The following is a 14753-nucleotide window of genomic DNA, read 5'->3' as shown; positions in this document are numbered from 1 at the left end:
ACGGCTTAAATTTTTCGAAAACCGGTATTTTTCACGCTCTGCTTAACTTCTTTATTCAACAGGTTAAGCAGTAGCATGGAACGCGCTTCGCCATCCGGTTCGGTGAAGATCGCTTTTAGCCCCTCAAATGCCCCTTCAGTAATAATCACGCTGTCCCCTGGCTGAGGAGTTTGCGGGTCCACAATACCTTCAGGCTTGTAGATAGAAAGCTGGTGAATAACGGGAGAAGGGACGGTCGCAGGCGTCGCGCCAAAACGGACGAAATGGCTGACACCACGCGTGGCATTGATAGTGGTGGTGTGGATCACTTCCGGGTCGAACTCGACAAACATGTAATTAGGGAATAGTGGTTCACTGACTGTGGTACGTTTACCGCGCACTATTTTTTCCAGGGTGATCATAGGCGTCAGGCAGTTCACCGCCTGTCTTTCCAGGTGTTCCTGGGCTCTCTGAAGTTGCCCACGTTTGCAGTACAGTAAATACCAGGATTGCATAATAACTCTTATCCGCTTGTTCTGAGCGCAAGCATAGCAAAAGCCATGCGTTAAGTTAATTATACCCACCTCAACGCAGGCTGAAACCCAATGGGTATATATGCCCGGGGCTTATATGTATCGCCAGAGTTCACGCTAATTTAACAAAAATACAGCATCACAATGATGAACGCCGTATAATGAAGCGCTTACGAAGAGGCCACAATAGACGCCATGAAATATCACGATTTACGCGACTTCCTGACGCTGCTTGAACAGCAGGGCGAGCTCAAACGCATTTCGCTTGAGGTGGATCCCCATCTGGAAATTACTGAAATTGCCGATCGCACTCTGCGTGCCGGTGGGCCTGCGTTACTGTTTGAGAATCCGAAAGGCTATTCAATGCCGGTGCTGTGTAACCTGTTTGGCACACCAAAGCGTGTTGCGATGGGGATGGGACAAGAAGATGTCTCGGCGCTACGAGAAGTCGGTAAACTGTTGGCGTTTTTGAAAGAGCCAGAGCCACCGAAAGGATTCCGCGATCTGTTTGATAAGCTGCCGCAGTTTAAGCAGGTGTTGAACATGCCGACTAAGCGGTTGCGCGGTGCACCTTGTCAGCAAAAAATCTACTCGGGCGATGACGTTGATTTAAACCGCATTCCGATTATGACCTGCTGGCCGGAAGATGCCGCGCCGCTGATTACCTGGGGGCTCACCGTGACGCGTGGTCCGCATAAAGAGCGGCAGAATCTGGGCATCTATCGTCAGCAGCTGATTGGCAAAAACAAGCTCATTATGCGCTGGCTGTCCCATCGCGGCGGCGCGCTTGATTACCAGGAGTGGTGCGCAGCGCATCCGGGCGAACGCTTCCCGGTTTCTGTGGCGTTAGGAGCAGATCCTGCGACCATTCTGGGGGCCGTGACGCCGGTCCCTGATACATTATCCGAGTACGCATTTGCCGGGCTGTTGCGCGGAACCAAGACCGAAGTGGTTAAATGTATTTCCAACGATCTGGAAGTGCCTGCCAGCGCAGAAATCGTGCTGGAAGGGTACATTGAACCGGGCGAGCTGGCTCCGGAAGGGCCGTATGGCGATCATACCGGCTACTACAACGAAGTAGATAGCTTCCCGGTCTTTACCGTCACGCACATTACCCAGCGTGAAGATGCAATTTATCACTCTACCTATACCGGACGCCCGCCAGATGAACCCGCGGTGCTCGGCGTGGCGCTGAACGAAGTCTTCGTGCCTATTCTGCAAAAGCAGTTCCCGGAAATCGTCGATTTTTATCTACCTCCGGAAGGCTGTTCTTATCGCCTGGCCGTCGTGACGATGAAAAAACAGTACGCTGGCCATGCCAAACGCGTCATGATGGGTGTTTGGTCGTTTTTGCGTCAGTTTATGTACACCAAATTTGTTATTGTTTGCGATGATGACGTCAACGCACGCGACTGGAATGATGTGATTTGGGCAATTACTACCCGTATGGACCCGGCCCGGGATACGGTACTGGTAGAGAATACGCCAATTGATTACCTGGACTTTGCCTCGCCGGTTTCCGGCCTTGGTTCAAAAATGGGGCTGGATGCCACAAATAAATGGCCGGGCGAAACCCAACGCGAATGGGGACGTCCGATTAAAAAGGATCCTGAAGTGACTGCGCGCATTGACGCAATTTGGGATGAACTGGCCATCTTTAATGACGGCAAAAGCGCCTGAGGCGCGATCGTTTTGCCTATTGATCCGACAGAGAGAGCGCATGACAACCTTAAGCTGTAAAGTGACCTCGGTAGAAGCTATCACTGACACCGTATATCGCGTTCGTTTAGTGCCAGACGCGGCATTTTCCTTTCGTGCTGGCCAGTATTTAATGGTCGTGATGGATGAAAGGGATAAGCGTCCGTTCTCCATGGCATCAACGCCGGACGAGCAAGGATTCATTGAGCTGCATGTTGGCGCCTCTGAGCTAAATCTTTACGCCATGGCTGTGATGGACCGTATTCTGAAAGACCGGGAAATCAAGGTCGACATTCCGCATGGCGAAGCCTGGCTGCGAGATGAAGACGAGCGCCCGCTGATCCTGATTGCCGGTGGTACAGGTTTCTCTTACGTGCGTTCTATTCTGCTTACCGCGCTGGCGCGTAATCCAAATCGCGATATCACCATTTACTGGGGTGGTCGCGAGGAGAAGCATCTCTACGATCTCTCCGAGCTGGAAGCGCTGTCTGTGAACCACCCGAATCTGCGCGTTGAGCCGGTGGTGGAACAGCCTGAAGACGGCTGGCGTGGTCGTACGGGAACCGTGTTAACGGCAGTATTGCAGGATTACGGTACCCTGGCGGAGCATGATATCTACATCGCTGGTCGTTTCGAAATGGCCAAAATCGCGCGCGATCTGTTCTGTAATGAACGCAGTGCGCGTGAAGATCGCTTGTTTGGCGACGCTTTCGCGTTCATTTAAGCGCTGTGCGCCGGAGTCCTTCCGGCGCATTCCTCACCAACCTTACTTCTTCTAACAGGGTGCAAGCCCGGTCTCGTTGTTTCTCTTTTTCACCACGTTTTTTAGTAAACATGTTTTTACTATCTATTAATCACAAAATTTAGCTTTTGTGACAGGTCTCTTTTTGTTTAGTAAACAAAATTGGCAAACTAGACGCAATCAAATTGCAAGGCGCAAACGAGGAAGACCATGAGACTCGGACTGGATATTGGCGGGACTAAAATCGAAGCGGTGGTGATTGATAACGCGGGTGAAATTGTTTACCGCGAGCGATGCGCGACACCAAAGCAGAGTTACGGTGATTTTTTCCAGGCCGTGACGGAGATGATTGCTAAGGCCAGACTGGTCGTTAATCAGCCTTTCTCGGTTGGCGTTGGGGTGCCCGGTGCGGTGGATAGCGAGGGGTTAATTAAGAACTCCAACATCCTGGTGCTGAATCAACAGGCCTTTGCGCAAGACCTTGAGCGAGCATCAGGAATGCCAGTGCCGGTTACCAATGATGCCAACTGCTTTACCTTGTCGGAAGCGATGGACGGTAGCGGACACGGGCATAGCGTGGTATTTGGCGTGATCCTCGGTACCGGTTGCGGCGGTGGACTATGCATCGATAACCGCTTGATCTCTGGACCTAACGCCTGCGCAGGAGAGTGGGGGCATAATGCATTGCCGCGCTACCACGAATCTCAGGACGGGACTGGAGTGACATGCTATTGCGGACAGTTGAACTGTATTGAAAGTTTTATTTCCGGTAGCGGTCTGGAACGTCAGTATATGAATCACACCGCGCAGCATGTGGGTGTGCCACAAATTATGCAACAGGTAGAATCGGGTGATGCGGATGCCTGCTTTGTATGGGAACGCTATTGCGATCAACTGGCGCGTGCGTTGGCAAGCGTGGTGAATACGCTCGATCCCGATGTCATTGTGTTGGGGGGCGGGGTATCCAATATCGATTTACTGTATTCGGGTTTACAGGCGCGAGTGGCGCAGTACGTATTTGGTAAGCAGTGCCGCACACCGATAGTTCGGGCCCGTCACGGCGACAGCAGCGGCGTACGCGGCGCGGCCTGGCTGGGGGCGCAACAAGCCATAGTAGAATCAATGAGAGTGAAATGACGAAACCTGTACGTATCAGAGATATTGCCGAAGCTTGTGGTGTTTCAGTTGGTGCAGTTTCCCGCGCCCTAAAAGGGCAGCCGGGGCTGCGTGAAGACACCCGGCTGCGCATTATTTCTGTGGCGCAGCAGCAGGGTTATGATTTTTCCCGTCTGCGCACTGACAAGATCAAACGCGTCCTGTTTTTGCTTCACCGCCAGCACAATATCAGCCGGGCATTGCCATTTTATTCTCAACTGCTGCTGGGGATAGAAGATAATTGTCGTGACCATGGTATTGCGCTGAGCTTTCTCTCCATTGGCCCAGGCGATGCAGTAAGTGAGCAGGTGCTGCTGCACCAGCCTGATGCACTGATCTGTGCCGGATTTTTTGAGCCTGAATTACTTGGTTTGCTGCAACAGATGAAGCTGCCGTTGGTGCTGGTGGATCTCTGGGCGCCGGACCTGCCTTGCGTGAATCCGGACAACACCCAGGGCGGTTATCTGGCTACACAACATTTGATTGCACAAGGTCGCAGCCGTATTGCTTTTCTTGCCAGCACGCTTGCGCACTACAGCATCCGTCAGCGCGAGAAGGGTTACCGTCAGGCATTGTATGAGGCCCGTTTGCTAATGCCGCCAGAGTATGAAGCCATTGCGCCGCCGCTGCTGGATACCGAGCAATCTTTGGTGGAGGCGGTGAATGAATTGCTCAGTCTGCCAGAGCCGCCCGACGCTATTTTTGCCTATAACGATGCGGCAGCGCTGGTTGTTCAACGGGTGTGTGCGCAGCAGGGTATACGTATCCCGGAAGATCTTGCGCTGGTTGGGTTTGATGATATCGATGCTGCGGCCTGGTCACATCCACCACTCACCACCATTGCGGTTGATAAACAACAATTGGGGCGTGAAGCGCTGCGTTTATTGCTGGAAGAAAATCAGGAAGAGAATCTGCTGTTGCCGGTGCAGTTAGTGGTACGTGGTAGTTCAGAGAAATAAAAAACCCGCCCCTGACAGGCGGGAAGAACGGCAACTAAATTGTTTTACAATGGCATTTGTGTTGTAGGCCGGATAAGACGCATCAGCGTCGCCATCCGGCATAGTCGCCGGGGGCGCTTCGCTTGCCCGGCCTACAATAAGTCACATGCTTTGATTAAACTCGCTCAAATACCGTTGCGATGCCCTGGCCTAACCCGATACACATCGTCGCCAGGCCAAACTGTACGTCTTTGCGTTCCATCAGATTGAGCAGGGTGGTGCTGATACGCGCCCCAGAGCAACCCAACGGATGGCCCAAAGCGATCGCCCCGCCGTTGAGGTTGATCTTCTCATCGATCTGCTCCATCAGCCCCAGATCTTTAATGCACGGCAGGATCTGAGCGGCAAAGGCTTCGTTCATCTCAAACAAACCGATATCGCTGGTGGAGAGTCCCGCTTTTTTCAGCGCCAGTTTTGAGGCCGGAACCGGACCATAACCCATAATTGAAGGGTCGCAACCAACAACAGCCATCGAACGAATACGGGCACGCGGCGTCAGACCCAGCTCACGGGCGCGGCTTTCGCTCATGACCAGCATCGCCGCTGCGCCGTCGGAGAGCGCGGAGGAGGTACCGGCAGTGACCGTTCCGCTAACCGGATCGAACGCCGGGCGCAGGGTGGAGAGCGCTTCAACGGTTGTCTCCGGACGGATAACCTCATCGTAGTTAAACTGCTTCAGTACGCCGTCGGCATCATGGCCGCCGGTCGGGATGATTTCGTTTTTAAATGCGCCAGACTGTGTTGCAGCCCAGGCGCGAGCATGTGAACGTGCGGCGAAAGCATCCTGCATTTCACGGCTGATGCCGTGCATGCGAGAGAGCATTTCCGCAGTCAGACCCATCATTCCCGCGGCTTTTGCCACGTTGCGGCTCATGCCCGGATGGAAATCAACGCCGTGGCTCATTGGTACATGGCCCATATGCTCCACGCCGCCAATCAAGCACGCCTGAGCATCGCCGGTCATGATCATGCGTGCCGCGTCGTGCAGCGCCTGCATTGATGAACCGCACAGGCGGTTGACCGTGACGGCTGGAACGGAGTGCGGAACTTCCGCCAGCAGCGCGGCGTTACGGGCGATGTTGAAACCCTGCTCCAGCGTTTGCTGCACACAGCCCCAGTAAATATCATCAAGCGCGGATGGCTCCAGCGCAGGATTTCGCGCCAGCAGGCTACGCATTAAGTGTGCGGAGAGATCTTCTGCCCGCACGTTACGAAACGCGCCCCCTTTCGAACGGCCCATCGGGGTACGGATCGCATCAACAATTACAACCTGTTCCATTGTGACTCCTTAAGCCGTTTTCAGGCTGCCAACCGGGCGGGCAGGCTCAACCTGGGGATAATACGGTTCGTTATGGTGCGCCTTATCACGCAGACCAGCCGGAACTTCATACAGTGCTCCGAGGTGCTGATACTGCTGGGCCATATCGAGATACTTCGCGCTGCCGAGCGTATCCAACCAGCGGAACGCGCCACCATGGAACGGAGGGAAGCCCAGGCCATAAACCAGCGCCATATCGGCTTCTGCCGGGCTGGCGATAATGCCTTCTTCCAGACAACGCACCACTTCGTTGACCATTGGGATCATCATGCGAGCGATAATCTCTTCATCACTGAAGTCGCGTTTCGGCTGGCTGACTTCTGCCAGCAGATCGTCAACGGTGGCATCCTCTTCTTTCTTCGGCTTGCCCTTGTTGTCTTCTTTATAACGCCAGAATCCAAGACCGTTTTTCTGTCCGAAACGGTTCGCATCAAACAGGGCGTCTATCGCGTCGCGATAATCTTTCTGCATACGCTGAGGGAAGCCTGCGGACATCACTGCCTGCGCGTGATGTGCGGTATCAATTCCCACCACGTCCAGCAGATAGGCCGGGCCCATCGGCCAGCCAAACTGTTTTTCCATGACTTTGTCGACTTTGCGGAAATCCGCCCCATCACGCAGCAGCTGGCTGAAACCGGCAAAATACGGGAACAGCACGCGGTTCACGAAGAAACCGGGGCAGTCGTTGACCACAATTGGGGTTTTGCCCATCTGGCTTGCCCAGGCGACAACTTTGGCGATGGTTTCATCCGAGCTTTTCTCGCCGCGAATGATCTCAACCAGTGGCATGCGGTGTACTGGGTTAAAGAAGTGCATCCCACAGAAGTTTTCCGGGCGCTTGAGCGCGCTGGCCAGCTCGTTGATTGGGATGGTGGAGGTATTTGAAGCCAGTACGGTGTCCGGGCGTACCTGATCTTCGGTTTCTGCCAGTACCGCTTTTTTCACTTTCGGGTTTTCCACGACAGCTTCAACCACCACGTCCACACGCTCAAAACCGCTATAGTCGAGGGTTGGATGAATAGTGGAAATCACGCCCGCCATTTTCAGACCGTCAATTTTGCCGCGCTCAAGCTGTTTGTTCAGCAGCTTGGCCGCTTCGGTCATGCCCAGCGTTAATGATTTGTCATTGATATCTTTCATGACAACCGGCACGCCTTTCCAGGCTGACTGGTAAGCGATGCCGCCGCCCATAATGCCCGCGCCCAGCACCGCAGCTTGCTTCGGTGCTTCAATATTTTTGGTGAGTTTTTTGGCTTTGGCTTTGACGAACTGATCGTTAAGGAAGATCCCAACCAGCGCGCGAGCTTCACTGGTGTGCGCCAGTGGAACAAAGCTTTTATTTTCCAGATTCAGCGCTTCTTCACGGCCAAAACGGGCCGCTGCTTCAATGGTTTTTACCGCGGTAATCGGCGCGGGATAATGCTTCCCTGCCGTCTGTGCCACCATGCCTTTAGCGATGGTAAAGCTCATAGCCGCTTCAATTTTGCTGAGTTTCAACGGCTCCAGCTTCGGCTGACGTTTGGCCTTCCAGTCGAGGTCGCCGTTAATCGCCTGACGTAATACCGCTATCGCGCCATCAAGCAGTTTGTCTTGCTTCACTACGCCATCGACCAGGCCGATTTTTAGCGCCTGCTCAGCACCAACATCCTTACCTGCCGCAATAATTTCCAGCGCGCTGTCCGCACCCAGCATACGTGGCATACGCACAGAGCCGCCAAAGCCCGGCATAATGCCCAGCTTGGTTTCCGGCAGGCCAATGCGCAGGTCCGGCGTTGCCAGACGATAATCGGTTGCCAGAACACACTCGCAGCCGCCACCCAGCGCGTAGCCGTTTACCGCGGAGAGGGTCGGAACAGGCAGATCTTCGAGGCGATTAAAGACGCTGTTGGCAAAATGCAGCCACTGGCTCAGTTGTTCTTCAGGCACGAGGAACAGTGAAAGGAATTCGGTGATATCGGCACCAACAATAAAGGCTGCTTTGTTAGAACGCAGCAGCAGTCCTTTTAAATTCGGTTGTTTTTCCAGCACATCAAGCGCATGGCCCAGGCTGGCAACGGTGGCCGTGTCGAGTTTATTGACCGAACCAGGGGCATCGAACACCAGTTCGGCGATGCCATCTTCCAGCCAGTCGAGGTACAGGGTGTCGCCTTTGTAAAGCATGTCAGTCTCCTGAATCCGCAAGGTGATCTGGTCATACCAGATGAATCGAAGTGTGTGTTTTATGTTAATAAAATGCAAATAAATGATTAAAGAAATGACGATTCGATCACGCTCGGCAGAAATCACGCACTCACAAAGCGATGTGCTAAGATGCGGAGACTTGAGGTCAAAAAACAGAAGGATAGAAAATGGAATCGCTGGCCGCACTCTATAAAAATCATATCGTTACCTTACAGGAACGGACGCGCGACGCGCTGGAACGCTTCAAACTGGATGCGTTACTTATTCACTCTGGCGAACTTGTTAACGTCTTTCTCGACGATCATCCATATCCGTTTAAGGTCAATCCACAATTTAAAGCCTGGGTGCCTGTAACACAGGTTCCTAACTGCTGGTTGCTGGTGGATGGCGTAAACAAGCCGAAACTGTGGTTCTACCTGCCGGTCGATTACTGGCACAACGTTGAGCCGCTACCAACCTCTTTCTGGACGGAAGAAATCGAGATCATCGCGCTGCCGAAAGCGGATGGTATCGGTAGCCAACTGCCTGCTGCTCGCGGCAATATCGGTTACATCGGCCCGGTTCCGGAACGTGCGCTGCAACTGGACATCGCGGCCAGCAACATCAACCCGAAAGGGGTGATCGACTACCTGCATTATTACCGCGCCTATAAAACGGATTACGAACTGGCCTGTATGCGCGAAGCGCAGAAAATGGCGGTAAATGGACACCGTGCCGCAGAAGAAGCGTTCCGTTCCGGAATGAGCGAGTTTGACATCAACCTCGCTTACCTGACTGCCACCGGTCACCGCGACACAGACGTGCCATATAGCAACATCGTGGCGCTTAACGAGCATGCTTCGGTTCTTCATTACACCAAGCTGGATCATCAGGCACCGTCTGAAATCCGCAGCTTCCTGCTCGATGCTGGTGCGGAATACAACGGTTATGCGGCAGATCTGACGCGTACCTGGTCGGCGAAAAGCGACAATGACTATGCGCATCTGGTGAAAGACGTTAACGACGAAGAGCTGGCGCTGATTGCCACCATGAAAGCAGGCACCAGCTACGTGGATTATCACATTCAGTTCCATCAGCGCATCGCGAAGCTGCTGCGTAAGCATCAAATCATCACCGATATGAGTGAAGAGGCGATGGTGGAAAACGATCTTACCGGGCCGTTTATGCCGCACGGTATCGGTCACCCGCTGGGTCTGCAGGTACATGATGTCGCTGGCTTTATGCAGGACGACAGCGGTACTCATCTGGCCGCACCGTCGAAATATCCTTACCTGCGTTGCACCCGCGTACTGCAACCGGGCATGGTTCTGACCATCGAACCGGGCATTTACTTCATTGAATCTCTGCTGGCGCCGTGGCGTGAAGGGCAGTTCAGCAAGCACTTCAACTGGCAGAAAATTGAAGCACTGAAACCGTTCGGCGGTATTCGTATTGAAGACAACGTGGTGGTCCACGAAAACAATATCGAAAACATGACGCGGGATTTGAAACTGGCGTAATGGACAGTTGGTTAATCCCTGCGGCGCCGGTTAGCGTCGTCGAAGAGATCAAAAAAAGCCGCTTCATTACGCTGCTCGCCCATACGGACGGCGTAGAAGCGGCAAAAGCGTTTGTTGAGTCAGTCAAAGCGGAACACCCGGACGCCCGACACCATTGTGTGGCATGGGTGGCGGGTGCGCCCAATGACTCGCAGCAGCTGGGATTTTCAGACGATGGCGAACCGGCGGGTACGGCAGGTAAACCGATGCTCGCGCAGCTGATGGGGAGCGGCGTCGGTGAGATTACCGCTGTAGTCGTGCGCTACTACGGCGGTATCCTTCTCGGTACTGGAGGGTTGGTAAAAGCCTACGGTGGCGGTGTGAATCAGGCGTTGCGCCAGTTAACGACACAGCGCAAGACGCCATTAACCGAATATACTTTGCAGTGTGAGTACGGTCAGCTGGCAGGCATTGAAGCCTTGCTGGGGCAGTTTGACGGTAAAGTCGTTGCCAGTGATTACCAGGCTTTTGTTCGGCTCAGGGTGGCGCTTCCTTTTGCCAAAGTGGATGAGTTTTCGGCAAAACTGGCGGATTTTAGTCGTGGTTCATTGCAATTGTTAGCGATTGAAGAATAATCCCCACCTCATTTTAAAGAACTAAGGAAGCGGCAGAGATGCATTTTCGCGCCATCACCCGAATCGTTGGACTACTGGTCATCTTATTCTCGGGGACAATGATTATCCCCGGACTGGTAGCGCTCATCTACCGCGATGGGGCTGGGCGTGCATTCACCCAAACTTTCTTCGTTGCTCTGGCGATCGGCTCCATGCTGTGGTGGCCAAACCGTAAAGAGAAGGGTGAGCTGAAATCGCGTGAAGGATTTCTGATTGTCGTTTTGTTCTGGACCGTTCTGGGCAGTGTGGGTGCGCTACCGTTCATCTTTGCTGAAAGCCCTAACCTGACGATAACCGACGCTTTTTTTGAATCCTTTTCCGGATTAACCACTACAGGTGCGACGACGCTGGTGGGGCTGGATTCATTGCCACACGCGATTCTCTTTTATCGCCAGATGCTGCAATGGTTCGGTGGGATGGGGATCATCGTGCTGGCGGTGGCTATCCTGCCTATTCTTGGTGTTGGTGGGATGCAGCTCTATCGTGCAGAAATGCCGGGGCCGCTGAAAGATAATAAAATGCGCCCGCGTATTGCCGAAACGGCGAAAACGCTGTGGCTAATCTATGTATTACTGACGGTGGCGTGCGCGCTGGCGCTATGGTTTGCCGGGATGCCCGCGTTTGACGCCATTGGGCACAGTTTTGCCACAATCGCCATCGGTGGTTTTTCCACACACGATGCCAGCGTGGGGTATTTCGACAGTCCCACGATTAACACCATCATTGCTATCTTCTTGCTGATCTCCGGTTGTAACTATGGTCTGCACTTCTCTTTATTAAGTGGGCGTAGTCTGAAGGTCTACTGGCGGGATCCGGAATTCCGCATGTTTATCGGCGTGCAGTTGACGCTGGTGGCTGTCTGTACGCTGGTGCTATGGATACACAATACCTATGGCTCGGCGCTCACGACGATCAACCAGGCCTTTTTCCAGGTGGTATCGATGGCGACGACCGCCGGATTTACCACGGACAGTATTGCCCGCTGGCCCCTGTTCCTGCCAGTGCTGTTGCTGTGTTCTGCTTTTATCGGCGGCTGTGCCGGGTCGACGGGCGGTGGCTTGAAGGTGATTCGTATCCTGCTGCTGTTTAAGCAGGGTAACCGCGAATTGAAACGACTGGTCCATCCGAATGCGGTTTACAGTATCAAACTGGGTAACCGTGCGTTGCCGGAGCGAATTCTTGAAGCCGTATGGGGATTCTTCTCTGCCTATGCGCTGGTCTTTATTATCAGTATGCTGGCGATTATTGCGACCGGTGTTGATGACTTCTCCGCGTTTGCCTCTGTTGTGGCAACGTTGAATAACCTGGGGCCTGGACTGGGGGTTGTCGCCGACAACTTTGCCAGTATGAACCCTGTGGCGAAGTGGATCCTGATTGCCAATATGCTGTTTGGTCGTCTGGAGGTCTTTACTCTGCTGGTGCTCTTTACCCCTACCTTCTGGCGTGAATAATGGAGTAACACGTGAAAACACTGATTCTTTTTTCTTCCCGGGACGGACAAACGCGTGAAATCGCTGAGTATCTGGCTTCTGAACTCAAAGAGCTGGGCGTTTGGGCAGATGTTGTTAATTTGCATCGTACCGCGGAGCCGGACTGGCAAAATTATGACAGCGTGGTAATTGGCGCCTCGATTCGCTACGGTCATTACCATGCTGCTTTTCAGGAGTTTGTGAAAAAGAATGCCACACGGCTGAATTCGATGCCGAGCGCGTTCTACTCCGTAAACCTGGTTGCCCGTAAACCGGAGAAACGTACGCCGCAAACCAACAGCTATGCGCGTAAGTTCTTGATGAGTTCGCCGTGGCGACCAGACCACAGCGCAGTCATTGCGGGTGCTTTGCTGTATCCACGCTATCGCTGGTATGACCGCGTTATGATCCAACTGATAATGAAGATGTCAGGCGGTGAAACGGATACGAATAAAGAAGTGGTGTATACCGATTGGGAACAGGTTGCGAGATTCGCGCGAGAAATAGCCCAATTAACCAACAAAGCGTTGTTAAAATAAGCGCAAAGAATAAAAAATACGCACTCGGAAGATTATTTTAAATTTCCCCTTGTCAGCCTGAAATAACTCCCTATAATGCGCCTCCACTGACACGGAACAACGGATTACAAGCCGCCGGGTCAGCGGAGTTCCACTGAGAACTCCGGCGAAGAAAGCGAAATTAAATGCTTGACTTCGTAGCGGGATGGCGTAATATGCACACCCCGCGCCGCTGAGAAAAAGCGAAGCGGCACTGCTCTTTAACAATTTATCAGACAATCTGTGTGGGCACTCGAAGATACGGATTCTTAACGTCGCAAGACGAAAAATGAATACCAAGTCTCAACGAGTGAACACGTAATTCATTACGAAGTTTAATTCATTGAGCATCAAACTTTTAAATTGAAGAGTTTGATCATGGCTCAGATTGAACGCTGGCGGCAGGCCTAACACATGCAAGTCGAACGGTAGCACAGAGGAGCTTGCTCCTTGGGTGACGAGTGGCGGACGGGTGAGTAATGTCTGGGAAACTGCCCGATGGAGGGGGATAACTACTGGAAACGGTAGCTAATACCGCATAACGTCGCAAGACCAAAGAGGGGGACCTTCGGGCCTCTTGCCATCGGATGTGCCCAGATGGGATTAGCTAGTAGGTGGGGTAACGGCTCACCTAGGCGACGATCCCTAGCTGGTCTGAGAGGATGACCAGCCACACTGGAACTGAGACACGGTCCAGACTCCTACGGGAGGCAGCAGTGGGGAATATTGCACAATGGGCGCAAGCCTGATGCAGCCATGCCGCGTGTATGAAGAAGGCCTTCGGGTTGTAAAGTACTTTCAGCGAGGAGGAAGGCGTTGTGGTTAATAACCGCAGCGATTGACGTTACTCGCAGAAGAAGCACCGGCTAACTCCGTGCCAGCAGCCGCGGTAATACGGAGGGTGCAAGCGTTAATCGGAATTACTGGGCGTAAAGCGCACGCAGGCGGTCTGTCAAGTCGGATGTGAAATCCCCGGGCTCAACCTGGGAACTGCATCCGAAACTGGCAGGCTAGAGTCTTGTAGAGGGGGGTAGAATTCCAGGTGTAGCGGTGAAATGCGTAGAGATCTGGAGGAATACCGGTGGCGAAGGCGGCCCCCTGGACAAAGACTGACGCTCAGGTGCGAAAGCGTGGGGAGCAAACAGGATTAGATACCCTGGTAGTCCACGCCGTAAACGATGTCGACTTGGAGGTTGTGCCCTTGAGGCGTGGCTTCCGGAGCTAACGCGTTAAGTCGACCGCCTGGGGAGTACGGCCGCAAGGTTAAAACTCAAATGAATTGACGGGGGCCCGCACAAGCGGTGGAGCATGTGGTTTAATTCGATGCAACGCGAAGAACCTTACCTACTCTTGACATCCAGAGAACTTAGCAGAGATGCTTTGGTGCCTTCGGGAACTCTGAGACAGGTGCTGCATGGCTGTCGTCAGCTCGTGTTGTGAAATGTTGGGTTAAGTCCCGCAACGAGCGCAACCCTTATCCTTTGTTGCCAGCGGTTAGGCCGGGAACTCAAAGGAGACTGCCAGTGATAAACTGGAGGAAGGTGGGGATGACGTCAAGTCATCATGGCCCTTACGAGTAGGGCTACACACGTGCTACAATGGCATATACAAAGAGAAGCGACCTCGCGAGAGCAAGCGGACCTCATAAAGTATGTCGTAGTCCGGATTGGAGTCTGCAACTCGACTCCATGAAGTCGGAATCGCTAGTAATCGTGGATCAGAATGCCACGGTGAATACGTTCCCGGGCCTTGTACACACCGCCCGTCACACCATGGGAGTGGGTTGCAAAAGAAGTAGGTAGCTTAACCTTCGGGAGGGCGCTTACCACTTTGTGATTCATGACTGGGGTGAAGTCGTAACAAGGTAACCGTAGGGGAACCTGCGGTTGGATCACCTCCTTACCTTAAAGAACCGACCTTTGCAGTGCTCACACAGATTGTCTGATGAAAATTAGCAGTAAGAAAATCTCT

At 53.2% G+C, this 14753-nt stretch carries 11 protein-coding genes and 1 rRNA gene; 9 read left to right on the top strand and 3 right to left on the bottom strand.

The window, feature by feature from the left end; all coding sequences use genetic code 11:
* Positions 1 to 5 precede the first annotated feature (5 nt).
* A complete protein-coding gene (gene rfaH / locus JQN59_RS23425; protein WP_003017881.1) occupies positions 6 to 494 on the bottom strand; it encodes a transcription/translation regulatory transformer protein RfaH in 489 nt (162 codons plus the stop codon).
* A gap of 204 nt (positions 495 to 698) precedes the next feature.
* Between rfaH and ubiD the strand changes: the two genes are divergently transcribed.
* The 4 genes from ubiD to JQN59_RS23405 all read left to right on the top strand — a co-directional run bounded on the left by ubiD (position 699) and on the right by JQN59_RS23405 (position 5066).
* The gene (gene ubiD, locus JQN59_RS23420; protein ID WP_003828905.1) at positions 699 to 2192 is read left to right on the top strand and encodes a 4-hydroxy-3-polyprenylbenzoate decarboxylase; all 1494 of its coding nucleotides are present in this window, start codon (positions 699 to 701) and stop codon (positions 2190 to 2192) included.
* A 40-nt stretch (positions 2193 to 2232) separates the two neighbouring features.
* Positions 2233 to 2934, top strand: a complete 702-nt coding sequence (gene fre / locus JQN59_RS23415; protein WP_003828903.1) for an NAD(P)H-flavin reductase — start codon at positions 2233 to 2235, stop codon at positions 2932 to 2934.
* A gap of 228 nt (positions 2935 to 3162) precedes the next feature.
* Entirely contained in the window at positions 3163 to 4089 is a 927-nt protein-coding gene (locus JQN59_RS23410; RefSeq protein ID WP_149608247.1) for an ROK family protein, read from the top strand.
* Positions 4086 to 5066: a LacI family DNA-binding transcriptional regulator gene (locus JQN59_RS23405; protein ID WP_149608246.1), complete on the top strand. Its 981-nt coding sequence runs from the start codon at positions 4086 to 4088 to the stop codon at positions 5064 to 5066. Before JQN59_RS23410 ends, JQN59_RS23405 begins: the two co-directional genes overlap by 4 nt.
* Positions 5067 to 5220: 154 nt before the next feature.
* Here the strand turns inward: JQN59_RS23405 and fadA are convergent, their stop codons facing one another.
* Together fadA and fadB are read right to left on the bottom strand one after the other, a co-directional pair.
* Entirely contained in the window at positions 5221 to 6384 is a 1164-nt protein-coding gene (gene fadA / locus JQN59_RS23400) for an acetyl-CoA C-acyltransferase FadA (RefSeq protein ID WP_003828895.1), read from the bottom strand.
* Between the two features lie 9 nt (positions 6385 to 6393).
* Positions 6394 to 8583 (bottom strand): fatty acid oxidation complex subunit alpha FadB, encoded by a 2190-nt coding sequence (gene fadB, locus JQN59_RS23395; RefSeq protein ID WP_149608245.1) that lies wholly within the window; start codon positions 8581 to 8583, stop codon positions 6394 to 6396.
* A gap of 188 nt (positions 8584 to 8771) precedes the next feature.
* On the opposite strand from fadB, the gene pepQ reads away from it, so the two are divergent.
* The 5 genes from pepQ (at position 8772) to JQN59_RS23370 (ending at position 14684) form a co-directional block, all read left to right on the top strand.
* Positions 8772 to 10103: a Xaa-Pro dipeptidase gene (pepQ, locus tag JQN59_RS23390; RefSeq protein ID WP_032950648.1), complete on the top strand. Its 1332-nt coding sequence runs from the start codon at positions 8772 to 8774 to the stop codon at positions 10101 to 10103.
* Positions 10103 to 10717, top strand: coding sequence for an IMPACT family protein (locus JQN59_RS23385; protein WP_003017851.1), 615 nt, complete (start codon positions 10103 to 10105; stop codon positions 10715 to 10717). The genes pepQ and JQN59_RS23385 overlap by 1 nt, the downstream gene beginning before the upstream one ends.
* A gap of 38 nt (positions 10718 to 10755) precedes the next feature.
* On the top strand, positions 10756 to 12207 hold the full coding sequence (trkH, locus tag JQN59_RS23380; RefSeq protein ID WP_003017848.1) for a Trk system potassium transporter TrkH: 1452 nt from the start codon (positions 10756 to 10758) through the stop codon (positions 12205 to 12207).
* Between the two features lie 11 nt (positions 12208 to 12218).
* Positions 12219 to 12764, top strand: a complete 546-nt coding sequence (gene hemG, locus JQN59_RS23375) for a menaquinone-dependent protoporphyrinogen IX dehydrogenase (RefSeq protein WP_149608244.1) — start codon at positions 12219 to 12221, stop codon at positions 12762 to 12764.
* A 378-nt stretch (positions 12765 to 13142) separates the two neighbouring features.
* Positions 13143 to 14684: ribosomal RNA gene (locus tag JQN59_RS23370) — 16S ribosomal RNA — on the top strand.
* Positions 14685 to 14753 lie beyond the last annotated feature (69 nt).

The organism is Citrobacter sp. B72 (genome assembly GCF_016894305.1).
GTDB classification, from domain to species: domain Bacteria; phylum Pseudomonadota; class Gammaproteobacteria; order Enterobacterales; family Enterobacteriaceae; genus Citrobacter; species Citrobacter portucalensis.
This window is presented reverse-complemented; position numbering and strand designations above follow the sequence as displayed.

Bases quoted from the DNA above. Each gene is read 5' to 3' on its own strand.
- rfaH (WP_003017881.1), bottom strand. From the start codon at position 494: ATGCAATCCTGGTATTTACTGTACTGCAAACGTGGGCAACTTCAGAGA.
- fre (WP_003828903.1), top strand. From the start codon at position 2,233: ATGACAACCTTAAGCTGTAAAGTGACCTCGGTAGAAGCTATCACTGAC.
- JQN59_RS23410 (WP_149608247.1), top strand. From the start codon at position 3,163: ATGAGACTCGGACTGGATATTGGCGGGACTAAAATCGAAGCGGTGGTG.
- JQN59_RS23405 (WP_149608246.1), top strand. From the start codon at position 4,086: ATGACGAAACCTGTACGTATCAGAGATATTGCCGAAGCTTGTGGTGTT.
- fadA (WP_003828895.1), bottom strand. From the start codon at position 6,384: ATGGAACAGGTTGTAATTGTTGATGCGATCCGTACCCCGATGGGCCGT.
- fadB (WP_149608245.1), bottom strand. From the start codon at position 8,583: ATGCTTTACAAAGGCGACACCCTGTACCTCGACTGGCTGGAAGATGGC.
- pepQ (WP_032950648.1), top strand. From the start codon at position 8,772: ATGGAATCGCTGGCCGCACTCTATAAAAATCATATCGTTACCTTACAG.
- JQN59_RS23385 (WP_003017851.1), top strand. From the start codon at position 10,103: ATGGACAGTTGGTTAATCCCTGCGGCGCCGGTTAGCGTCGTCGAAGAG.
- trkH (WP_003017848.1), top strand. From the start codon at position 10,756: ATGCATTTTCGCGCCATCACCCGAATCGTTGGACTACTGGTCATCTTA.